This is a genomic window from Paraburkholderia monticola (assembly GCF_001580545.1).
Lineage (GTDB): Bacteria > Pseudomonadota > Gammaproteobacteria > Burkholderiales > Burkholderiaceae > Paraburkholderia > Paraburkholderia monticola.
This window is the reverse complement of the sequence record NZ_LRBG01000035.1, coordinates 484,668-507,365: the sequence shown is the minus strand read 5'-3', so window position 1 is coordinate 507,365 and position 22,698 is coordinate 484,668. Positions and strand designations below refer to the sequence as shown.

20 protein-coding genes and 1 pseudogene are annotated in these 22,698 nt (G+C 64.6%); 7 read left to right on the top strand and 14 right to left on the bottom strand.

Features of this window, described 5'->3' with window-relative positions; all coding sequences use genetic code 11:
• Positions 1-257 (bottom strand): hypothetical protein (locus tag CI15_RS36655; protein WP_153041168.1); only part of this gene is annotated, 257 nt, incomplete at its 3' end.
• A gap of 1,467 nt (positions 258-1,724) precedes the next feature.
• Here CI15_RS36655 and CI15_RS23105 point away from each other — a divergent pair.
• The 3 genes and pseudogenes from CI15_RS23105 to CI15_RS23095 all read left to right on the top strand — a co-directional run.
• A complete protein-coding gene (locus tag CI15_RS23105; RefSeq protein ID WP_062131598.1) occupies positions 1,725-3,113 on the top strand; it encodes an FAD-binding oxidoreductase in 1,389 nt (462 codons plus the stop codon).
• Between the two features lie 264 nt (positions 3,114-3,377).
• The gene (locus CI15_RS23100) at positions 3,378-3,968 is read left to right on the top strand and encodes a BPSL1445 family SYLF domain-containing lipoprotein (RefSeq protein WP_062131595.1); all 591 of its coding nucleotides are present in this window, start codon (positions 3,378-3,380) and stop codon (positions 3,966-3,968) included.
• Positions 3,969-4,014: 46 nt separating this feature from the next.
• Positions 4,015-4,254 (top strand): annotated as a pseudogene (locus CI15_RS23095) (STAS domain-containing protein); the annotation flags it as partial.
• Between the two features lie 17 nt (positions 4,255-4,271).
• Here CI15_RS23095 and CI15_RS23090 read toward each other — a convergent pair.
• Positions 4,272-5,831 carry a methyl-accepting chemotaxis protein gene (locus CI15_RS23090; RefSeq protein ID WP_062131589.1) on the bottom strand — a complete coding sequence of 520 codons (1,560 nt, stop codon included), beginning with the start codon at positions 5,829-5,831 and terminating at the stop codon, positions 4,272-4,274.
• 125 nt (positions 5,832-5,956) lie between these two features.
• The gene (locus CI15_RS23085) at positions 5,957-6,496 is read right to left on the bottom strand and encodes a YbaK/EbsC family protein (protein WP_062131586.1); all 540 of its coding nucleotides are present in this window, start codon (positions 6,494-6,496) and stop codon (positions 5,957-5,959) included.
• A gap of 152 nt (positions 6,497-6,648) precedes the next feature.
• On the opposite strand from CI15_RS23085, the gene CI15_RS23080 reads away from it, so the two are divergent.
• The gene (locus CI15_RS23080; RefSeq protein ID WP_062131584.1) at positions 6,649-7,917 is read left to right on the top strand and encodes a YihY/virulence factor BrkB family protein; all 1,269 of its coding nucleotides are present in this window, start codon (positions 6,649-6,651) and stop codon (positions 7,915-7,917) included.
• Positions 7,918-8,358: 441 nt separating this feature from the next.
• A complete protein-coding gene (locus CI15_RS23075) occupies positions 8,359-9,546 on the top strand; it encodes a porin (protein ID WP_062131581.1) in 1,188 nt (395 codons plus the stop codon).
• Positions 9,547-9,704: 158 nt separating this feature from the next.
• On the opposite strand, the gene CI15_RS23070 is transcribed toward CI15_RS23075, so the two are convergent.
• The 5 genes from CI15_RS23070 to CI15_RS23050 all read right to left on the bottom strand — a co-directional run bounded on the left by CI15_RS23070 (position 9,705) and on the right by CI15_RS23050 (position 14,905).
• Positions 9,705-10,577 carry a proteasome-type protease gene (locus CI15_RS23070; RefSeq protein ID WP_062131578.1) on the bottom strand — a complete coding sequence of 291 codons (873 nt, stop codon included), beginning with the start codon at positions 10,575-10,577 and terminating at the stop codon, positions 9,705-9,707.
• Between the two features lie 169 nt (positions 10,578-10,746).
• Positions 10,747-11,547: a transglutaminase family protein gene (locus CI15_RS23065; protein ID WP_062131575.1), complete on the bottom strand. Its 801-nt coding sequence runs from the start codon at positions 11,545-11,547 to the stop codon at positions 10,747-10,749.
• Positions 11,548-11,560: 13 nt separating this feature from the next.
• Positions 11,561-12,511 (bottom strand): alpha-E domain-containing protein, encoded by a 951-nt coding sequence (locus tag CI15_RS23060; protein ID WP_062131573.1) that lies wholly within the window; start codon positions 12,509-12,511, stop codon positions 11,561-11,563.
• Positions 12,512-12,689: 178 nt separating this feature from the next.
• Positions 12,690-14,099 (bottom strand): circularly permuted type 2 ATP-grasp protein, encoded by a 1,410-nt coding sequence (locus tag CI15_RS23055; protein ID WP_062131570.1) that lies wholly within the window; start codon positions 14,097-14,099, stop codon positions 12,690-12,692.
• Between the two features lie 353 nt (positions 14,100-14,452).
• Positions 14,453-14,905, bottom strand: a complete 453-nt coding sequence (locus tag CI15_RS23050; RefSeq protein WP_062131567.1) for an HU family DNA-binding protein — start codon at positions 14,903-14,905, stop codon at positions 14,453-14,455.
• Between CI15_RS23050 and CI15_RS36650 the strand changes: the two genes are divergently transcribed.
• Positions 14,904-15,107, top strand: coding sequence for a hypothetical protein (locus CI15_RS36650; protein WP_153041167.1), 204 nt, complete (start codon positions 14,904-14,906; stop codon positions 15,105-15,107). The genes CI15_RS23050 and CI15_RS36650 overlap by 2 nt on opposite strands.
• A gap of 154 nt (positions 15,108-15,261) precedes the next feature.
• Here the strand turns inward: CI15_RS36650 and pdxR are convergent, their stop codons facing one another.
• The gene (gene pdxR / locus CI15_RS23045) at positions 15,262-16,749 is read right to left on the bottom strand and encodes a MocR-like pyridoxine biosynthesis transcription factor PdxR (protein ID WP_062131564.1); all 1,488 of its coding nucleotides are present in this window, start codon (positions 16,747-16,749) and stop codon (positions 15,262-15,264) included.
• 48 nt (positions 16,750-16,797) lie between these two features.
• On the opposite strand from pdxR, the gene CI15_RS37165 reads away from it, so the two are divergent.
• Entirely contained in the window at positions 16,798-17,040 is a 243-nt protein-coding gene (locus CI15_RS37165; RefSeq protein WP_062131561.1) for a carboxymuconolactone decarboxylase family protein, read from the top strand.
• 24 nt (positions 17,041-17,064) lie between these two features.
• Here the strand turns inward: CI15_RS37165 and CI15_RS23035 are convergent, their stop codons facing one another.
• From CI15_RS23035 to CI15_RS23015, 5 genes are all read right to left on the bottom strand, one after another.
• Complete coding sequence (locus tag CI15_RS23035) at positions 17,065-17,364, bottom strand: hypothetical protein (protein WP_062131558.1); 300 nt, start codon at positions 17,362-17,364, stop codon at positions 17,065-17,067.
• A 75-nt stretch (positions 17,365-17,439) separates the two neighbouring features.
• Positions 17,440-18,375: a 2-dehydropantoate 2-reductase gene (panE, locus tag CI15_RS23030; RefSeq protein ID WP_062131555.1), complete on the bottom strand. Its 936-nt coding sequence runs from the start codon at positions 18,373-18,375 to the stop codon at positions 17,440-17,442.
• A gap of 194 nt (positions 18,376-18,569) precedes the next feature.
• Positions 18,570-19,991, bottom strand: coding sequence for an efflux transporter outer membrane subunit (locus tag CI15_RS23025; RefSeq protein WP_062131552.1), 1,422 nt, complete (start codon positions 19,989-19,991; stop codon positions 18,570-18,572).
• 9 nt (positions 19,992-20,000) lie between these two features.
• Positions 20,001-21,572 (bottom strand): DHA2 family efflux MFS transporter permease subunit, encoded by a 1,572-nt coding sequence (locus CI15_RS23020; RefSeq protein WP_062131675.1) that lies wholly within the window; start codon positions 21,570-21,572, stop codon positions 20,001-20,003.
• A gap of 7 nt (positions 21,573-21,579) precedes the next feature.
• Entirely contained in the window at positions 21,580-22,680 is a 1,101-nt protein-coding gene (locus tag CI15_RS23015; RefSeq protein ID WP_174543254.1) for an HlyD family secretion protein, read from the bottom strand.
• Between the last annotated feature and the right edge of the window lie 18 nt (positions 22,681-22,698).

Sequence of the window (22,698 nt, the reverse complement as noted above, 5' to 3'; positions counted from 1 at the left end):
ATCGCCGTCACCATCACCACCGTGGCCATGACCGTGACCGCCATCGCCGTCACCATCGCCACCGTGGCCATGACCGTGACCGCCATCGCCGTCACCATCGCCACCGTGGCCATGGCCATGACCGCCATCACCATCACCATCCCCACCATGACCATGTCCATGCCCATGCCCGTGGCCATGTCCATGCCCACCATCTCCACCACTGTCCCCGCCGTCTCCGCCCGTATCACCGCCGCCATCGCCGCCGGTGCCGCCATTGCCCGATCCGCCATCACCGCCGCTACCCGCGCCGCTGTTACCGTTGTCGCCGGAACCGCCACTGCCCGTGTTGCCGCCGGTATTGCCCGAGCCCACCCCGCCAGGGCCGGAGTTCGCCGAGCTATTTCCGCCACTGCTGTTTGCGCCCGTCGATGAGGTCCCATTGCCCGCCGTCGAACCAGGGGACGACGTCGTGCCGAGCCCCGCGGCCGCGACGCCGAAAGCGCCCGCGCTGGCCGCACCGCCTCCTTGCGACGTGCAGCCCGGGCCGCCGCCCGACGGACACCCGCCGTGCGGACTCGCCTCGGCGAGCACCATCATTCCGGAATTCGTTGCCGACTCGGCGGCGCTCCCCGTAGTGGTCTGCGCACCGGCCATCGCCGCATAAAGACTGACCGCCACTGCCAGGGCCGCCCGCCGCGTGCCCAGAATCCACGCGTCCCCGTTTTGCTTTTTCATTTCACTCTCCTAATTATTTCATCCAGAATGACCGGTCCAATAAACGAGTGAATCTCCGCTCCTCAAGAAAACGAAAATTCAAAACCGCCATCCAGCTTCGCTATATGCGAATTAATATGCGCCCACACTAAACTCTTCTCCCGCGGAAAATCCCCGGTCCGATTTGACGTACTTCGGGAGAATTGGCTAGCCATGCGCGCACACCATCTTTAAAACCGCATAGCGAGACTTGATGGACGTTGAAGTTATTCGCAGCGCAATCGCGCGACCGTGCGCTAGACCACGCAAGGCAATAGCGCGGATTCGGCCTACCAGAGGGTCTTTATCGGCCGAAATGCCCGAAACCGCCGCTATTCGATATTCTTCAGACAGGTAGTGGAAACTATCTATATCGACCCGATCGGCTCGACAAAATAAAAACCGCACAAGGTTTTTTCGGACTAATTCTTGCCATTCAAACATCCGACGTTTTAATTCATGTGCTCATCCGCACATAAAAACTAAAATGAGAAAATCCGAATGAGCGCAATCCCATAGACGACGCATTGAAAATCACCGAAACGCGCGCGCGGAACATTGCGCGGCGCTGCGCGGCGCGCACGCGTAGTGAAATCGCTGTCGCGAGGTGCGCTACCTCACACAGTCGACCAACGCTTACGTCGTACGCACGCAATCGCAACCCCTGCCTGGACGCAAAGTGTCGCGGCACAACCACCAGCACATGCGATAACCAACACATCTACGCGCGCGTTTTTTCCGAAGCATTTCCACCATCTTCGGCGCCACGGCCGCGCATCGTCGTGGGCCGTGCCCGGAAAGCCTGTCCCGCGAAGCCGCCGCGCGCGATCGTCCACAGACACGGGTAAACCTTTGTTTGACTTCGACGCTCCGCCCCGTTTACTGCACGCAGCCGAACCTCTCAATCCGCTTTCATTTCCCCCTCGCATTGAGTTTGGTCTGCTGCGTAGCGTTCTGCTAGCGCCTTCCCCCTTCCGACGAGGTACATGATGGTTACTATCTCCAGCAGCGCGGTCGACGAATTCAAATCCGGCCTGCGCGGCCAGCTTCTACTGCCCGACTCGCCGGGCTTCGACACGGCACGCAGCATCTGGAACGCAATGATCGACCGTTCGCCCGCGATGATCCTGCGTTGCGCGGGCGTCGCGGACGTGCGCCGCGGCGTCGCGTTCGCGCGCGACAACAACCTGCCCCTCGCGATTCGCGGCGGCGGTCACAACATCGGCGGCAGCGCGCTGTGCGACGACGGCCTCGTGCTCGATCTGTCGGCGATGAAATCGGTGCGCATCGACCCCGACACGCAACGCGCGTACGTCGAGCCTGGCGCGACGCTGCACGATTTCGATCACGAAGCGCAGGCCTTCGGACTCGCTACGCCGCTTGGTATCAACTCGACCACCGGCGTCGCGGGTTTGACGCTCGGTGGCGGCTTCGGCTGGCTGAGCCGCCGTTACGGCATGACGATCGACAACCTCGTCGCGGCCGATATCGTCACCGCGGACGGCGCGCTACACCACGCGAGCGCCACCGCTAACGACGATCTGTTCTGGGCGATTCGCGGCGGCGGCGGCAATTTCGGCGTCGTGACGCAATTCGAGTTCGCGTTGCATGCGGTCGGCCCGACCGTGTACGGCGGCCTCGTCGTGTTGCCGCTCGCCGACGCGAAGGAAGCACTGATCCAATACCGCGATGCCGCGCCGTCGATGCCCGACGAGCTGGCCGTCTGGGCCGTCGCGCGACTCGCCCCGCCGCTGCCGTTCCTGCCGCCAGAGGTGCACGGCAAGCCCGTGCTCGTGTTCGCGATGTGCTACAACGGACCGGTCCAGGACGGCCCCGCGGCGGTGGAAGCCGTGCGCGGCTACGGCAAGCCGCTCGGCGAACATCTGGGTCCGATGCCCTACGAAATGTGGCAGCAGGCCTTCGATCCGCTGCTCACGCCGGGCGCGCGCAACTACTGGAAGTCGCACAATCTCGCCGGGATCGACGATGGCCTGATCGACGCGCTGATCCACGCGATCGACACGCTGCCGTCCCCGCAATGCGAGATCTTTTTCGGACTGATCGGCGCGCAGACGCAGCGCGTGGCGGCAGACGCGACCGCCTACCCGGCTCGCGAGACGCTATACGCGATGAACGTGCACGGCCGCTGGGACGATGCGCGCGACGACGAGCGCTGCATCGCATGGGCGCGCGCGTTTTTCGACGCGTCGCGACCCTTTGCGCTCGGCAGCGTGTACGTGAATTTCATGACGCAGGAAGAAGGCGGGCGCATCGCGGACGCCTATGGGACTAACTATGAACGGCTGGTCGCCGTGAAGAACCGCTACGACCCGCGCAATCTGTTCCGCCATAACCAGAACATTCGCCCCACGGCATAGCGACGAAGCGTGACGCAGAGCGGCGACCCATGCCCCACTGCGACCGGCCGCACCGCCCGCGCGCAAGGCGGTGCGGCTATTGGGCACGTGACCTGCTATTTCAGCGCTGGACGCCCGTCATGCGGGCGTCGCGGCACACTTGCTTGCTGTCATGACCGTGCGCGCGGAACCTCTCGTGCGCAAATGAGAACAAAGGGAGGCAGGCCACGCGTCGCCCTCTTCCATAACGAACAACATGCGTGAGAAACGCAAAGGAAAACAGTCATGCGCAGACGACAATTCATCATGACCGGTAGCGCTGCATTGGCCGTCGCAGGCCTGAGCCTCACCGGTTGCACGACGACTTCGCTGTCCTCGAACGCATCGCCTTCGGCCAACGCCGGCAAGCGCGACGCGATCAACGCCGGCGTCGATTCGACGCTCGAACGTCTGTACGAAAACGTCGACGGTGCGCGCGAACTCGTTTCCAAAGCGCGCGGCGTGCTGGTGTTTCCTTCAGTGATCTCGGCCGGCTTCTGGGTCGGCGGACAGTATGGCGAAGGGGCGCTGCGCATCGACGGCCGCACGGCCGGCTTCTACAGCACGGCCGCGGGCTCGTTCGGATTGCAGATCGGCGCGCAGTCGAAGGCGCTCGTGTTCCTGTTCATGACGCAGGAAGCGCTCGACGAATTCCTGCACAGCCAGGGTTGGGCAGTCGGCGCGAATGCGACCGTCGCCGTGGTGAAGGTCGGCGCGAACGGCGCGATCGATTCGTCGACCGCGACGAGCCCAGTGCAGGCTTTCGTGCTGACCAATGCCGGCTTGATGGCCGGGGTGTCGCTCGAAGGCACGAAGGTGTCGCGGCTGATCATCTGAGCCTCTGAGCGGAGCTATCCGCTTGCGGACCCGTGGCGCGAACGCGCCGCGCGGCACGCTATTTTTCGCGTCGACCGCGCGCTTTCACGAGCGGTTCGATCCGGCGCGCGACCCGGCGAGCGTGACCGTCGATTGCAGTCATCTGCTGCTCGCCGATCATTCGGCGCTCGCCGCGTTGCAGGGGCTCGCCGAGCGCTATCGCAAGGCCGGCAAGCAGTTGCGCATGAAGAACCTGTCGGAGCGCAACCGGCAATTGCTGAGCCGCGCGGGCATTGGCCTGGCGTGAGGCGCACGGCCGATTGACTAGCGCTGCCCTGGCAACCTGAACACCGCGATCGCCGCCGACAACTGCCCCGTCTGCGTCTTCAGCACATCGGCGGACGCGCTCGCTTCCTCGACGAGCGCCGCATTCTGCTGGGTCGTCTGATCCATGCTCGCGACCGCGATATTGACCTGCTCGATGCCCGAAGTCTGCTCGGCCGACGCCGCGCTGATCTCGCCCATGATGTCGTTCACGCGACGCACCGCCTGCACGACTTCCTGCATCGTGTGGCCGGCGCGGCCGACGTGCTCGGAGCCGCCCGCGATCTGCGCGGCCGATTCCTCGATCAGCGCCTTGATCTCCTTCGCGGCCGCCGCGCTGCGTTGCGCGAGCGTGCGCACTTCGCCGGCGACCACCGCGAAGCCGCGGCCCTCCTCGCCCGCGCGCGCCGCCTCGACGGCCGCGTTCAACGCGAGAATGTTGGTTTGAAACGCGATCCCTTCGATCACGCCGATGATGTCGCCGATCCGGTGTGACGACTGCGAAATCCCGCGCATCGTCTCGATCACCTGGCCGACGACTTCGCCACCGCGCGCCGCGGTGTCCGACGCGTTGTGCGCGAGCTGGCTCGCCTGCTTCGCGTTGTCGGCGTTCTGGCGCACGGTCGCGGTGATCTGTTCCATGCTCGACGCGGTTTCGCCGAGCGCGGCCGCCTGCTGCTCGGTGCGGCGCGACAGGTCCGAGTTGCCCGCGGCGATCTCGTTCGATACGGAGGCAATCAGCGTCGCGCCGCCGCGAATCTGCTCGATGGCCTGCGCGAGACGCTGCTGCATGCGTTGCATCGCGGCGAGCAGACTCGTGCTGTCGCCGGCCTTCGCATCGACGACCACGTCGAGATCGCCATCCGCGATACGCGACGCGATCTGCACCGCGTACGCCGGTTCGCCGCCAAGCTGGCGCAGAATGCTGCGCACGATCACGCCGATCACCAGCGACACGAGCGCGCTGAGCACCAGTGCCGCGATCAGGTATTGCGCGAGGGTGCGATAGAACACGGCGTCGATGTCGTCGGTGAAGACGCCGGTGACGATGGTCCAGTCCCACGGCTTATAAAGCCGCATGTAGTTGGTCTTCGGCCCGAGCTTGTCGGTGCCGGGCTTCGGAAACTGCAGATGGACGAAGGCCTCGCCTTCGCGCTGCGTTTGCTCCGAGCCTTCCTTGAACACGTGACGCCCGTCCGGATCGGTGACCGTGGTCATGTCCTTGCCGACCAGGTCGGCGCGGGTGGCGTGCATCAGCACGCGGGCGTGGCTGTCTTCGAGCACGAGATAACCGCCGGCGCCGTCGTAGCGCATCGCGCGCAGGTCGTCCATCGCGGCGCGCTGCGCGTCCGCGAGCGGCATCGTGCCGGCCCCGACCAGCGCGTTGTAGCGATCGAGCACGCTATACGCGATGCTGACCACGTTTTTCAGCTCGGCCTCGCGATCGGCGATCATCGTATCGCGCGTCTTGTATGCGCCCCACAGGCCGATTGCCAGAATGCCCATGCACATCACCGCGAGTGCGAGCCACAACCGCACTTTCAGGCGAAACCGTTCCATCTTCCGTATCCCTTGTAGTAGTCGGCGGCGCTCCGCGCGGGCGGGCGCCGCAAACGTTTCATGACGTTGTCGGGATTAACGGCGCGACGGGGGAAAACTTCAGTGTGACTTCAGGGTTGCGGGCTTCACTCCGCCGGCAGCGTCAACGCGGCGACCTCGCAGCGCGGCCACTGCCGCAGCACGTCGGGCGCCATCAGCAGCTTCGCCGCGCGCACGCCGGCGCCCATCACGATCTGCGCGCGCTCCATCACCGCGGCGTCGACGAGGACGCGCCAGTCGGCCGGCAGACCGAACGCGGTAATGCCGCCAAACTCCATCTGGCTATGCTCGACCGCCGCCTCGCGCTTGGCGAACGACAGCCGTTGCGCGCCGAGCGCCGCCTTCACCGCGCCATTGATGTCGAGCCGCCGCGAGCCGAGCGACACCAGCGCCGCGTAGTGCTCGCCGCCGTCTTTCTTGTAGCGGACCACGATCGTGTTCGCGCAGTCTTCGAGGCCGAAGCCATAGCGTGCGCTGAATGCGGCGGTGTCGGAGGCGTCGTCCGTGACGGCGAACACCGTGATCCCCTGCGCCGGCAGTTGTTCGGTGACGTGTGCGGGCAGATGCGCGCCCCACTGGTCGCGCTCGATGACGTCCAGTTGCTGTACGAGTTCGTGCGAATGCATGATGAGGGCAAATGTGAGAGTAACCCGCCGCATTCTAGCGGTATGCGCGGCCAGCCGCGCAACGGGCCGCCCGGCTTGTATAGTGACGGGCACAAGGTTTGCGCAAAAACTAAGCAAGCCCGTGAAGGCGCCGTCACGTTTCAGAACCGATCATGGACATCGACACCCTTTCTCGCGAGAACCTCCAACTGGCCGCGCGTCAGCAGGCCAACTGGGCGATGGGCGCACTGCGGCAGTTCACCGAGAACCGCTGTCCGGCGCTGGCCGCCAGCATCGCCTTCTATGCGGCGTTCTCGCTCGCACCGACACTCGTGATGGTCATCGCGGTGGCGGGCTGGTTCTTCGGCCCGGCCGCCGCGCGCGGCGAACTGTACGGCCATATCAACGGCCTGATCGGCAACCAGGCCGCGGCCGGCGTGCAGACGATCGTCGAGAACGCGCATCACGCGGGCGCCAAAGGCGGCATCGCGACGATCATTTCGTTTTCGTTGCTGGCGATCGGCGCGTCGGCGACGTTCTCGTCGCTGAACAGCGCGCTCAATATGGTGTGGCCGTACAGCGGGCCGCGCACGTCGAGCGTGATGGCGATGGTGCGGGTGCGGCTGATTTCGTTCGGGCTCGTGCTCGGCGTCGCGTTCCTGCTGATCGTGTCGCTGGTGCTCGACACGGTGATCGTCGCTGTCGGCGACTGGCTGTGGGGCGACTCGCCGTATGTCGTGATCGGCAATCTGCTGCAGCTCGGCGTCGGGCTGCTCGTGCTGGTGTTCGCGTTCGCCGGGTTGCTCAAGTTTCTGCCCGACGCGCGGGTGCTATGGCGCGATGCGCTGGTGGGCGGCGTCGTCGCGGCCGTGCTGTTTACAGCTGGCAAGAAGCTGTTCGCGCTTTATCTCGCGCATGCCGGGATGGCCAGTTCGTTCGGCGCGGCCGGCTCGCTCGCGGTGCTGCTGATGTGGCTGTACTTCTCGGCGGCGGTGCTGCTGCTCGGCGCGGAGTTCTCGGCGGCGCGCGGCCGGCTGCACGATCCGCGTGGCGGCTGGGGCATGCAGGGCGAAGCGCCGCCGGGTAGCCGCGCGAAGCTCGCGTCGGTGCTGGCGGCATCGACGTTCAAGGCGAATGCCGCGCCGCTGGCTCATGATGCGGCGGGGGTCGACGGTCAATCGGCCGCCGCGCCGTCGGCGGAAACGATCGAGACCGCGCACCATCGCACCGCGCATGAGACGGCGGTCGACGTCACGCGCAAGGTGCTCGACGCCGAAGCGGTAGCGACTCGTTTCGCGGCGTCGGCGTTGGTCGAAGCGCGTCGCCACGCGACGAGCGCCGACCGCTACGTGCGACGCAACCCCTGGACCTCAGTGCTGCTCGCCGCCGCCGCGGGACTCACCGCCGCGGCGGTGGCGCGCCGCGGCAGCGGCAAGCGCTGACACGGGCAAGGCACACCGCCTTTCCCGTCGTCGCTACCTTGATGGATGCACCACGATTGCACTTTTGGACCGGCCGGTCGGTTTCGCCTGGACACAACGTACTGACTCTGTCCAGCCTGCCTCGTCATTTCGATCGCCGTCGTTTTTATGCTTTCGCTACAAAACCGGGCGGACATTTAGACGACTAGATTACATTGCGCATTCAAATTGATGCGTATAGCGGGCTAATTTCCCCAGTCACTATCAACGAATCAACAATATTGCGCACCATACCCATAAATATTGCGCAAACAGAAATAATCGTTGATCAGCTTTAAATACAAGGGTTTGCGCCGATTGTCAGTTTTTGGCGACACTCTTTTTTTTCCATTACTACCCCGTGGAGGCGGTGAGCTATTCTGCTTTCCGCAACAACGAACAATCATCTGCGTGGAGAAATGGATGAAACGAATCGCACTGTCTACCCTCTCGCTGGCGCTCCTCGGCGTCGCTGGTGTCGCACACGCGCAAAGCAGCGTGACCCTCTATGGTGTGCTGGATGAGTCGATCCAGTACGTGAACAACGCTACGCCGGCTGGCGGGCATGTGTTTCAAATGTTTGGCGGCAACCTGCAAGGTAACCGTTTCGGCCTGAAGGGCACGGAAGACCTCGGCGGCGGCCTGAAGGCAATTTTCCAGTTGGAAAACGGCTTTGACATCAATACCGGCAAGCTCGGTCAGGGCGGCCTGATGTTCGGTCGTCAGGCTTATGTCGGTCTGACGGGCGACTCCTGGGGCACGTTCACGGCTGGTCGTCAGTACGACCCGCTGGTCGACATGATCCAGCCGCTGACGGGCGACAACTACTTCGGCAGCACGTTCGCAACGCCGGGTGACGTCGACAACAACGACAACAGCTTCCGCGTGAACAACTCGCTGAAGTATGTGTCGCCGGTGTGGTCGGGCTTCCAGTTCGAAGGCATGTACGCTCTGGGCGGCGTCGCAGGCGCGACGGGTTCGGGTCAAACGTGGGCTGGCGCGGCAACGTACGCAACGGGTCCGTTCAGCGTCGCTGGCGGCTACCTGCGTACCGACAACGCAAGCACCAACCTGCCGGTCCGCACGGGCTGGAACAGCACGACGGTTCCGGGCGCTACGTTCGACACCAACTTCCCGAACAACGCTGGCATCAACCAGGCTTACACCACGGCGAAGTCGATCAGCATCGCTTCGGCAGCTGCTCAGTACGTGACGGGCCCGTTCACGGCTAACCTGTCGTACAGCAACGCACGCTACAAGCCGGACGGCCAATCGACGTTCACGTCGACGCAGATCTTCAACGTCGGCCGCGCATACGTCGGCTACCAGATCACGCCGGCAGCCCTGCTGGGTCTCGGCTACGCGTACACCCGCGGTACGGGCGACGCAGTGGCAACGTACAACCAGGTTTCGCTGGGCGGCGACTACTCGCTGTCGAAGCGCACCGACGTGTACACGGTTGCCGCATGGCAGCATGCAAGTGGCCAACAGCGTGTTCCGGGTGTCGGCGGCGGCCTCGTGTCGTCGACGGCTTCGATCGGCTCGTACGGCAACCAGGCAAGCACCGACAACCAGGTCATGGTCAGCGTCGGTATCCGTCACAAGTTCTAATCGGACTTCGAGTCGGACCCGCTACGCAGCTGACGAGCTGCGTAGCCCCAAAAAAAACCAGCCAAAGGCGTTGCCGATGGCTGGTTTTTTTTCGTCCTGAGCCGGGTGGCGGAGCCGGGTGCGCCTGATGCCCGGTGGCCCTTCCGCATCCAGGGCGGCTAGCGCCGCTGCGCCTTCCCCTTGTCGGCCTGCGCGAGGATCTGCGCGGGCGGCATGTCCTGCTCGTGCTCGATGCCATCGGCGCCGACCGGGGCGCGATACATCACCAGCGCCCGCTCCGATTGCGGCGACGGCGCATCCAGCGACTGCTGCCAGTCCGGGTCGGGAATTTCGGCGAACACCTGGCGCAGCCGGGCGCCCCACGTGCGGTGAATCATGTCGAAGTACGCGTTGTCGCGATCGATCGACACGAAACGCGTGACGCGCAGCGCATCCTTCTCGTACACCAGCAGATCGAGCGGCAAGCCCACCGACAGGTTCGAGCGCAGCGTCGAGTCCATCGAGATCAGCGCGGACTTCGCCGCTTCGTCGAGCGGCGTGGACGGCGTCAGCACCCGGTCGATGATCGGCTTGCCGTACTTCGCCTCGCCGATCTGGAAATACGGATTCACGGCCGACGACTCGATGAAATTGCCCGCCGCGTAGACCATGAACAGGCGCATCCGGTTGCCCGCGATCTGCCCGCCGAGAATGAAGCTGCAATTGAAGTCGACGCCGAACTTGTTCAGCGCCTCGGCCTCGCGCTCGTGCACGCGGCGCACCGCGCCACCGACCACGCGGGCGGCGTCGGCCATCGTCGGCACGCTCCACAGCGTGGGCTCGCTGGCATCGGCGGGCTCGGACAGCTCGTGCAGGACCGCCTGCGTGATCGACAGATTGCCGGCGCCGAGCAGCACCAGCAGGCGCTCGCCAGGTTGCTCGAACACCGACATCTTGCGCGCGGTACTGATGTGATCGACGCCCGCGTTGGTACGCGTGTCGGACAGGAAAACGAGGCCGTCGTTGACGGCCATCGCTACGCAGTAAGTCATAAGGAATCCGCAGGAGGCAGGTGAACGGGCCTATTGTAATGCGACGCGCAGGCGCCTTTTATCCGTGTTTACGGCCTTTTTTTCAGCCTCTTTTGCAGTGTTTCGTCGGCTGATCCCGCCAAACTATCAGGAATGTTAAATAGCGCCGCGCGCTGGCGTTGCATCCCGGCTACTGCGGCATCTGCGTGCTGACGCTCACCGCCACGTCGAGCTCCTCTTCGAGCCCGCCGATGCGCCGACCGCGCACCGGCGCCGCCGCCTCGTAGTCACGCGCGACCGCGAGCCGGCAGTAGATCTCGCTGGCAAACGCGGCATGCGTGACGTCGATCGAAATCCAGCCTTTGCCGTCGAGCCACACGTCGACCCACGCGTGACTCGCGCCATGCGGCACGTCGCCCGGCTCGATATAACCGCTCACGTAGCGCGCCGGCACGCCGCGCGCGCGGCAGCACGCGAGCAGCAGATGCGCATGGTCCTGGCACACGCCGTTGCCGAGCGCGAGCGCCTCGGCGGCCGTACTCGTAACCGCGGTCACGCCGGGCTGGTATTGGACCCGCTGCACGATCTGCTCGGACAGCGCAATCAGGCCGGCCGGGCTCGTCAGCGTGGGCACCGATGCGGCCAGCTCACGGATCGCGCCGTCGGCTTCGGTCAGGCGCGTCGCACAAGTGAAATGCTCGAGCGGAATCGGTCCGGGCGGATCGCGCAGCACGCCGTCGACGAGCGGCATCGTGTCCACTTCGCCCGACACGCGCAGATGGATCTCGTCGTGCTGCTTGTTGATGACGAGCGTGTGCAGCACGTTGCCGTAGGCGTCGAGCGTGGCGTCGAGCTTACCCGGCGCGTCGATGCTCCAACGCCGCACGGCCTGCGCGGCGCCGCTCGCGGGCGTCAGGCGCAGCTGCTGGATCGAATAATGAACCGTCGCTTCGTAGCGATATGAGGTGTCGTGGCGGATCGTCAGGTACATGAGAAGAACTCCGTCAGGCCACTGGCAGCATCAGATAAGTGCGCGCCACCAGATTGCCCAGCTCGAACACGCGAGCGAGGAACTGCGTCAGATAGGCGTGCAGACCGCTTTCGAAAATCTGCCGGATGTCGGCGTACAGCAACTCGGCACGCAGCTTGCCGGCGACGCGCTCGCACTGGTTCGAGCCCGAGGTGCGCAGCATCGCGAGGTTGCTGCACACGCCGTCGAGCGAGGCGAGCAGCGAGCGCGGCATCTGCTGATTGAGGATCATCAGCTCCACGACGCGCGCGGGCGTCACGACGTCGCGATACACCTTGCGGTAGATTTCGAGCGCCGACACCGAACTCAGGATCGAGGTCCAGTAATAGAAGTCCTCGAGCTGACGCGCGGCGTCGCGCGAATTCGGCTCGACGTTCGCGAAACGCACGTCGAGAATCCGCGCGGTGTTGTCGGCGCGCTCCAGATAGGTGCCGAGCTGCGTGAAGAAGAACGCGTCGTCCTGCAGCGCAGTGCCGATCGTCACGCCGCGCGACAGATGCGAGCGAAACTTGACCCACTCGAACAGGGAGCCAGGATTGCTCGCGGCCTGCCCGCTCGAGAGCCGCTCGTTGAATTCGAGCCACGTGTCGTTGATGGTTTCCCACCACTCGGTCGTCAGCGTGCCGCGCACCGCGCGAGCGTTTTCGCGCGCGGCCTGCAGGCAAGAATGAATGCTCGACGGATTGCTCGCGTCGGCGACCATGAAGTCGAGCACGTGGTCGCGCGTCGGTTCGTCGAAGCGCTGCTCGAACGCGCTTTCGAGCTCGGAGATACGCAGCACCGAGCGCTGCGCGCGGGCCTCCTGTTCGGGCGTCTGCGGCAACAGTTGCGCCTTCAGGTTGATGTCGAGCATGCGGGCGGTGTTCTCCGCGCGCTCCATATAGCGGGCCATCCAGAAGAGGTGATCGGCGGTTCGGCTAAGCATGACGGCGTTCCATGTCTGTGATCTGAACGCGCGAGGCCTTCGTCGGCGACGAATGTTCGCGCTGGTTATCCGTTAAGCGCCGACGGCGCAGTGCGTGCCGCTGGCGGCGTATCAGGTTGCGGGCGTCGCGCCCTGCCGCCCCATGACGGGCGAGGCGAGCGAGGCGCCGGCAACCGTGTCAGTCGACCATCCAGGTATCTTTGGTCCCGCCTCCCTGCGATGAATTGACGACGAGCGAGCCCTCCTGCAACGCGACGCGCGTAAGGCCGCCCGCGACCATCGTGGTGGTTTTGCCCGACAGCACGAACGGCCGCAGATCGATATGGCGCGGCGCAATGCCCGATTCGACGAAGGTCGGGCACGCGGAGAGCGCGAGCGTAGGCTGCGCGATATAACCGGCCGGTCGCGCGATCAGCCGCTCGCGAAACGCCTCGACCTCGGCCTTCGTCGACGCCGGCCCGACGAGCATCCCGTAGCCGCCCGCACCATGCACCTCCTTGACCACCAGCTCCGGCAGATGCGCGAGCGTGTACGCGAGATCCTCGGGCTTGCGGCACTGATAGGTCGGCACGTTGTTCAGAATCGGCTTTTCGCCGAGATAGAACGCGATCATGTCCGGCACGTACGGGTAGATCGATTTGTCGTCGGCGATGCCGGTGCCCATCGCGTTCGCGAGCGCGACGCGGCCGGCCCGATAGGCGGTGAGCAGACCCGGTACGCCAAGCGCGGAGTCCGCGCGAAACGCGAGCGGATCGAGAAAGTCGTCGTCGACGCGCCGGTAGATCACGTCGACACGCTTCGGCCCCTGGGTGGTGCGCATGAACACGTAGTTGTCATCGACGAACAGATCCTTGCCTTCGACGAGCTCGACGCCCATCTGCTGAGCGAGGAACGTATGCTCGAAATACGCGGAGTTGTACATGCCCGGCGTCAGCACGACGACAACCGGATCGTCGACGCCTTCGGGCGCGACCGAGCGCAGCGTATCGAGCAGCAGATCGGGATAGTGCGCGACCGGCGCGATGCGGTTCTGCACGAACAACTCGGGGAACAGCCGCATCATCATCTTGCGGTTTTCGAGCATGTACGACACGCCGGACGGCACACGCAGATTGTCTTCGAGGACGTAGAACTCGCCTTCGTCGCCGGCGCGCACCACGTCGACGCCCGCAATATGCGCGTAAACACCGAGCGGCACGTTGACGCCCTGCATCTCCGGACGATACTGCGCGTTGGTATAGACCTGTTCGGCCGGCACGATGCCGGCGCGCACGATGTTGCGATCGTGATAGACGTCGTGGATAAACAGATTGAGCGCCTGCACGCGCTGGCGCAAACCCGCTTCGAGCGTCTGCCATTCGCCGCGCGGAATGATGCGCGGAATCAGATCGAAGGGAATCAGCCGCTCGGTGCCGGACAGGTCGCCGTTCACCGCGAAGGTTATGCCGACGCGCCGGAACAGCAGGTCCGCTTCCGCACGCTTGCGTGCGATCGCTTCATTGCCCTGACTGTCCAGCCATCGCTCAAAGCGCGCGTAATGCGGCCGTACGCCATCGTCGTGATGGCGCATCTCGTCATAGCATCGCATCTCAGCCCCAGTCTTGTTGTCAAATCGAAGGCGAATGCGCTGCGCATTCGGTACTCGACATTCGATCAAGCAAGCGTTGTGCCATTGAAACTGTCGTCGTAGAGCGTGGCGACGTGCACGCTAACGGCGCATTCGCAAGGCAGTGCATGATCTCGATCGTACTGTCGTGGATCATGATGCGCCACTCAGGTGCGCGAGCGCCATCAGGGAGCACACTATGAGGCGTGCGATGGTTGTTTCGCCAGTGGATTCGACGAGCACTACGAAGCGCGTGCATAAAAAAAGTCCCCGTGGATTTTCAACCACGGGGACTTCGATCACCTGCGATGCAGATGCTGATTCAAGCGACGCGCTTAGGCAGACGCTGCGTCCTTCAGCTTCTTCAGCGCGCGTGCCTTGATGCGCACGCTTGCCGGCTTGGCCGGGAACCAGCGCTCTTCACCCGTGAACGGGTCCTTGCCGAAGCGCTTCTTCTTCGCCGGCACAGCCTGCACGACGATCTTCAGCAGACCCGACAGCGTGAATTCGCCAGCGCCCTTCTTGTGCACCGTGCCGAGGATCGTGTCTTCGAGCGCGGCCAGCACAGCCTTGGCGGTCTTCGGTTCCACTGCAGCGCGCTCAGCGATGTGAGCTGCCAACGAGGCCTTCGTGAAGGTGTCCTTGATCGGCGACGGTGCGCCAGACGCCTTCACGGCGACCTTCTTGGCTGCGACGGCTTTCTTCGCCGGCGCTTTCTTTGCAGCAACCTTCTTGGTCGGTACCGGGGCAGCAGCCTTCTTGGCCACCTTTTTTGCGGAAGTCGGCATGTTTCTCCTACCTGTTGTGGTCAGTGAATTGCTCGAAGCGCACACCGCATGTGCACGCTTCAACGCCGGATTCTACAAGCGCTCAAGCGATTTGCGCGACTCTTTTATGTATCGCAATGAAGTTTTTTGCGCGCCGCCGACGGTGCAACGCGTTTTAGTGCCTGTTTTAGCGGGTAAAACGCGCGCAGCGACATCTCTATGATGCATACGTAACGCACGTTACAGTTCGTTTCGGCTGCGTTTCAGAGGCGATTGCTGCGGGTCGACCAGGTGTTTTCGTCCCTTGAATCAAGGCATATTCTTCGTTTGACGCGTCAACCGATGACGCTTGCGCAGCGCTAGCGGCAAGCTTCGTTTCAGCGTGCAATGCGCGGCAGGATGCCGGCGAGCGTCGTCAGCGCCGTGTCGATATGTTCGGCCGCGATGCTGCCGTAGCCGAACATCAGCCCAGGCTGTGGTGTCACGCGATAGTTAAATGGCGCGAGTCCATAGAGGCCGATCGACGCTGCACGCGCGGCGGCGACGAGCGCCTCTTCACCGAGCGACGCGAGCGGTCCCTTCAAGCGCGCCGCCAGATGAATGCCGGCGGTCGGTACGATCGGTTCGAACCAGCGCGCGAGCTCGCCTTGCAGATGCTCGAGCAGCATCGCGCGGCGCGCCGCGTAAGCCTTGTGCATGCGCCGAAGATGGCGCGCGAAGTCGCCATTGAGCATGAACGACGCGAGCGCCGTTTGGGTCAGCGTGCAGCCGTGACAATCGGCGATCTGCCGCGCCTTCAGCAGCGGGCCGTGCAACGACGCCGGCGGCACCAGGTAGCCGATTCGCAGCTCGGGGAAGATCGTCTTCGAAAACGTGCCCACGTAAGCGACGAGGCCGGCGCGATCGAGGCTCTTCAGCGGCTCCATCGGCCGGCCTTCGAAACGGTACTCGCAGTCGTAGTCGTCTTCGATGATGACCGCGCCGCGCTTTTGCGCCCATTCGAGCAGCTCGACGCGACGCTCGAGGCTCATCGGCATGCCGAGCGGAAACTGATGCGAGGGTGTCACGTAGACGAGCCGTGCCTTGTCCGGCAGCTTGCCGACGATCAAACCTTCCCGATCGACCGGCACCGGCACCACGCGCGCGCCGGTCGCGGTGAAGCATGCATGCGCGGGCGGATAGCCGGGGTCTTCGATCGCCGCGATTTCACCGGGCCGCAGCGTGATGCGCGCCATCAGATCGAGCGCGTGCTGCGCGCCTTGCGTGACGATCACATCGTCCCAGTTGCTCGACACCGCGCGGTTGAAGGCGAGGTAGCGCGAGATCGCGAGCCGCAGTTGCTGGTCGCCGGCCGTTTCACGATAGGTGCCGGGGCTGCGCGCCTGGGCGCGTAGCGCGTGATTCACGCAGCGGCGCCAGACGTCGAATGGAAACAGCGACTTGTCGGTCGCGCCGCCGATGAAGTCGAGCGGCGACGCCACCGACGGCCTGGGTAACGGCATGCTGTCGGGCATCTGCTCCCAGAGCGGCTGCGCACGCGCGGCGGCCTTCGCTTGCGCCGCGGCCCGCTCGCGCGAGTGATCCGCCGCGCGCGCCTGCGCGGAGCGCTCGACGGGCAGCCGTTCGAGCCCGTCGGCGACGAAGGTGCCCGAGCCGGCACGGGCGCTCAGATAGCCTTCGGACAGCAGCCGCTCGAATACATCGAGCGTGGTCTTGCGCGACACGCCGAGCTGCGTCGCGAGATCGCGCGTGGACGGCAGACGCGTACCGCCGGCGAGGCGTCCTTCGAGAATCCCCGCGCGCAACTGCCGATAAATCTGTCCCGACAGATCGTGATGACCTTCGACGGCGATGTGAATGTCCATTCGAGTGGTTACCTCAATGAACGGCGAAATAGTTATTTCTGACGGCCAGTGACGACCGTAAGCTTAACGCTGCCGACGCCCGTTTGGGCGCTCTTCCACACTCGCGAGCACGCTCGACAAAAATGGACGGAGGCGCTCACGCTGGTCGCGCAAACGCGCGTGCCGGATACGCTATGGGGAGCGGTGAAGCCGCATTTCAGCGAGCAGGACATCAGCGACCTGACGCTGTCGATCGTGGCGATCAACGGCTGGAACCGGATTGCGGTGTCGTTCAGGAAGATGCCCGACTAAGCGGCGCGCGAAGTCGCGGGGGCGTCAGAAGATCACGGAAACCGCCACCGCGAGCCAGATCGAGGTCACGCCCGTGAGAAACAGATGTCGCGCGATGCGCACGCGCGAGTCGCTGTTCTCCGGCTCGACGGGACTCGTCGCCATCCACGGCACGAGGCCGAGGCATGCGAAGCCGGCCAGCGCGAGCACGAAGACCGCGATGTCGGCCTTGTGCCAGGCGGTCGGCTCGTACATGCCCCAGTAGCCGAGAAACACGATGCCGATCGAGAACACGGTCGCCGAAGCGGCACTGAGCGCGGGCACCGATCCAGTGGGAGTCGGCATGCTTGACCTCCGATCGTCAGGTTGCGGCGGCGTTGCATCCGCCCGATCCGCGCTCGCGCCGTGCTCGGCGAGCCGTCAGGACGTGCGGGTCTGGCGCGCTTCGTACGTCTTCAGATGACTATAGGCGATGCGCAGCAGCGACAGGCCGTGCTCGCCTTTTTGCGCGTCGCCGCCGCGCGAGATCAGGTCGCCGAGAATATGATCCGCCTCGGTATGCGAGCGGTTTTCGACGTCGCGCAGCATCGACGCGGTCAGCGGCGACGGCGTCAGCAGCACCTGGGTGGCACGCGCGTCGAAGTCCACGGCCATCGTGAAGCCGTTGTACTCGGCCACCGCGCGGCATTCACCGAGCAGGTTCTCGATCACGCGCTTGCCGTCAGGCGCAGCCAGAATATCGCCGACCGAACCGCGCATCAAGCAGGTACTCCCGGCCAATGTGGCCAGGAACACCCATTTCTCCCACATGCGCAGCAGGATGTTATCGCTGACCGCGACGTCGAAGTTCGCGCCGGACATCGCCTCGGTAATCGCCTCGGTGCGCTCCGAGGTGCCGCCGACGAGTTCGCCGAACGTGATCGCCTGCATGTCGTTCAGATGCATGATGTGCTGCTCGGCGTTGAGCGTCGCGGCGATCACGCACTGGCCGCCAAGCACGCGCTCCTTGCCGAAGCGCTCGATCAGCATGTCGATATGGCGCATGCCGTTGAGCATCGGCAGGATCACCGTCTCTTCGCCGACGAATGGCGTGAACGAATCGATCGCGTCGTCGAGACTGTAGGCTTTGCAGCTGAGCAGCACGACGTCGAACGGCTCGGCCGAGACCCCGGCGAGAATCGTTTTCACGTCGCGCAACTCCAGATTGCCGCGCGGGCTGTTGATGACGAGACCGTCGCGCTGAAGCCTTTCCGCGCGACCGGCGCGCACGAGGAAGGTCACGTCCTGCCCCGCCGCCGCCAGGCGTCCGCCGAAGTAGCCGCCTACCGCGCCCGCTCCCACTACCAGAATTCGCATCTTGAACCTCTTGAGAGATTTCGTTATCGCCGATCATGCGCGTCGCTGATGGGCGCATCCTGACGCTGCCGCGTATGCGGTGCTTGAGCAGGAATGTAGCAAATATCGGGGATTGATTCCCGGTAGCCTGGTTCGAGTGCCGTTGGAGTTGGCCATGTGATGCGCGCGCGGTCAGCGTCGGGCGCCCTCTGCGGTCACTGGGCCGCCACCGTTTCCCCTTGATCCCACCCGCCCCCGAGCGAGCGGTACAGTGCGATCGCCGAAAGCGCATGCTCGCGCCGCGCCTGATTCAGCGACTCCGAGTCGCGCAGATACGCTTCCTGCGCGGCGAGCACATCGAGGAAGCTCGACGCGCCCCCCTTGTACAACTCGGTCGACAGCCGCAGCGCATGATTTGACGCATCGAGCGCACCGCCCAGACGCTCCACCTGCACCGCGCCGCTGACGAGATCGCTGCGGTTGTCCTCGATCTCCTTGAGCGCCTGCAGCATCGTCTGCTGCAAGCCGAGCTGCGATTCGCGCATGCGGCTCTCGCTCGCGTCGATGTTCGCGGTGATGCGACCGGCGTTGAAGATCGGGCTCGTCGCGTTCAAGGCCGCGCTGAACAGGTTGTCGGTCAGCGTCGGCAGACCGAGGTACGACGACGCCAGCAGCCCATTCGTCAGATTGATCTTGAACTGCGGATAGCGCTGCGCTTTCGATACCCCCACTTCCGCCGCACGCTGCTCGACGAGCGCGTAAGCAGTACGCACGTCGGGCCGATGCAGCAACGCGTCGGACGGCAACGCCTGTGGTGCGCTTTGCGCGGGCACCGGAATCGCGCGCGCGTCGGTAAGCAGCAGCGTATCGAGGCTTTCCGGCGTACGCCCCGAGTACACGGCGATCAGACTCAATTGATGCTGCACGGTCGATTGCATGCGCGGAATCTGCGCCTGCAAGTCCTGGAGCTGGTTCAGCGCGCGGGCGACGTCGAGTTGCGTCGACAGTCCGTAATGCAGACGCTCCTGCGTCAGCTTCAGCGCCCGGCTGCGAATCTGCTCGTTGTCGTCGAGAATCTGCAACTGCGCCTGCGCCCAGCGCAGATCGATATACGCGGCTGCCGTGTTCGCGGCCAGCGCGAGCCGCAACTGGTTCAGCGCCCCAACGCTGCCCGACACCTGCGCCTGCGAGGCGAGCACCGCGAGACGTTCGCCGCCGAACACGTCGGGCGTCCAGCTCAAAGCCAGTCCGAAGCCGGCCTGCCGCACATAGCCGAGCGGCGGCGGCGTGTTCTGCCGCTCGGTCGACGCGCCCGCGTTCGCGTCCAGCTCCGGCACGAGCGCCGCGCGATTCTGCGTCACCAGGTCCTGCGCCTGCTTGACGCGCTCGGCCGCGGCCTGCACGTCGAGGTTGCCGGTCAGCACCGATTCGATCAACTGATGCATGACCGGGTCGCCGAATTGCGACCACCATGCGTCGGTGTTCACGCTGTCCTGCGGCGCGTCGACGCTCCAGGCGGTAGGCGCGAGTGTCTGCACCGTGTGAGGCAAATCCGCGTGCGTCGCCGGTTGCACCGCGCAGGCCGCGAGCGTCAGCAAAGCCGCGCTCGCCATTATTTTCATCACCATCCGTTTCATGTTGGGCTCCTAGTGGGCATCGGGCGGCGGCGCGGTGTTGCCGAACGGACGCGAAAACAGCACGCTCAGCAAGCCGACCACGAAGCACAGCGACACCGCCAGAAAAGCATCGGAGAACGCCTGCACCAGCGCTTCACGCATCAATGCCGCGTGCAATTCGGCGAGCCCCGCATTCGCGGCGTTCAGTACATCGCCGCCGACCGCCGCCAGATACTCGGCCTGCTTCTGCAAAATCGATTCGACGACCGGACGGCCCGCGTTCAGATGTTCGTCGAGCCGTTCGTAGTGGAGGTTCAGACGGTCGTTCAGCATCGTGCTGCTGACCGCGATGCCGATCGCACCGCCGAGATTGCGCATCAGATTGAACAGCCCGCTCGCGGAGCGCAGCCGCGACGGCGGCAACGCGCCGAGCGCCATCGTCACGATCGGCGGAATGCAGAACTGCTGTCCGATACCGCGCAGCGCTTGCGGAATCAGCAATTGCTGCCAGCCCCACTGGTTCGTCAACGGCACGTAGAGATAGCAGCCGATGCCAAACAGCGCGAGTCCGAACACCATCAACATGCGCATATCGACAAAGCGCGCGAGCGTCGAGTAGGCGGCGAGCGCGAGCAACTGGAAACAGCCGACGGACAGCAACGCGAGGCCGATCTGCAACGAATCGAAGCCGCGCACGCGTGCGAGAAACACCGGCGTCAGAAACACCGTGCAGAAGATCCCGATCCCGGTGATGAACGACAGCAGACTGCCGATACCGAAGTTGCGCAGCGCCAGCGCGCGCAGATCGACGATCGGCTCCTTCGCGGTGAACGCATGGACGAGGAACAGAAACCCGCAGATCGCTGCGACCCACGCGCACAGTACGATCACGTCGTCGCCGAACCAGTTCTTGCGCGGCCCTTCTTCGAGCACGTATTCGAGGCAGCCGAGAAAGCCCGACATCAGCACGATGCCGAAGTAGTCGCCCTTCTTCAGCAATGACAGATCGACCCGGTCGATATGCACGTACTTCGGCACCAGCAGCGTCACGGCGACACCCGGCACGAGGTTCAGATAGAACAGCCAGTGCCACGACCATTGCGACGTGATCCAGCCGCCGATCACCGGGCCGATCGTCGGTGCAAGCGATGCGAGCGCGCCGATCGTCGTCGACGCGATCAAACGCTGCTTGCCGGGAAACAGCACGAACGCGGTCGTAAACACGGTCGGAATCATCGCGGCGCCGAGCGCGCCTTGCAAACCACGAAACAGGATCATCGAGTTGATGTCCCACGCGAGGCCGCACAGCATGCTCGTCACCGTGAAGCCGAACGAGGAGAACGTGAAGAGCCAGCGTGTCGAGAACACGCGCGTGAGCCAGCCCGACATCGGAATCACGATGATCTCCGCGATCAGGTACGAGGTCTGCACCCACGAGAGCTCGTCCTGGCTCGCGGACAGTCCGCCGCCGATATCGCGCAGCGACGACGCGACGATCTGGATATCGAGCGTCGCCATGAAAAAGCCCACGCACATCAGCGCGAACGCGAAGACCTTGGTGCGGGTCGGCTGGTCGGCCGGGTTGTCGAGAACGTCAGTCATGATCGCTTCATCCCTGCGCGGCCGCATGGTCCGCGTCGATATGCACCTTCACGGTCGCCGACAGGCCCGGACGCAGCACGCCCTGCATGTCCTTCGGCACCGCGAGGCGCACACGCACCGGCACGCGCTGCACGATCTTCGTGAAGTTGCCGGTCGCGTTTTCCGCGGGCAATACGCTGAAGGTCGCGCCCGTCGCCGGCGCAAGACTTTCGACCACGCCATGCAGCGGGGTGTTCGACGCATCGAGCTGGACATCGACGCTGTCGCCCGCACGCATCTTGCGCAACTGGTCTTCCTTGAAGTTCGCGTCGATCCACAGACCGCTCGCGGGCACGACCGTCAGCAGCGACACGCCGGTGTTCGCGAGCAGCCCGACGCGCGCGGTCCGATTGCCGACGTAGCCGTCGATCGGCGAGCGAATCGTCGTGTACTCGACGTTCAGCGCGGCGACGCGCTGCGCGGCCTGCGCCGTCGCGATACGCGCTTTGGCGTCGCCGATCTGCGCGTCGAGCACCGTGATCTGGCGTTGCGCCGCAATCAGCGCCGCGTTGCTGCGATCGACCGCGGCGCGCGCCTTGGTCAGATCGGCGTCGGCTTTCTCGACCACCTGGTTCGAGACGGCATCGTCTTTCACCAGCTCGCGGTAGCGGGTCTGATCGGCGGCGCTGCGGGTGAGCTCGGCGCCGGACGCGCGCACTTCCGCGGCCTGCTCGTTGATCGTCGCGAGTTGCAGCGATTTCTTCGCTTCGAGCTCGGTGACGGCCGCCTGGGCGCTCTCCACTTCCGCGTTGGCCTGCGCGAGCCGCGCGTCGTAGTCGCGGGCATCGAGACGCACGAGCACCTGGTTGGCGTGCACGAACTCGTTGTCGTGCACCAGCACGTCGGTGACAAAGCCGTTGACCTTCGGCGCCATCACCGTGACGTCGCCGCCGACGTAGGCATCGTCGGTCGTCTCGATGAAGCGGCCGACGAAGAACCAGTACGACGTGGCCAGCGCCAGCACGACGAGAACCGAGAGGATCGCGAGCAGCATCCACGGGATACGCCGCGCCGCTCTCGCAGGTTGTACGGCGCTCGGCGGCGCGACGGTCGAAGGAGTTGTGGACATGATGTCGATATGTGCGTA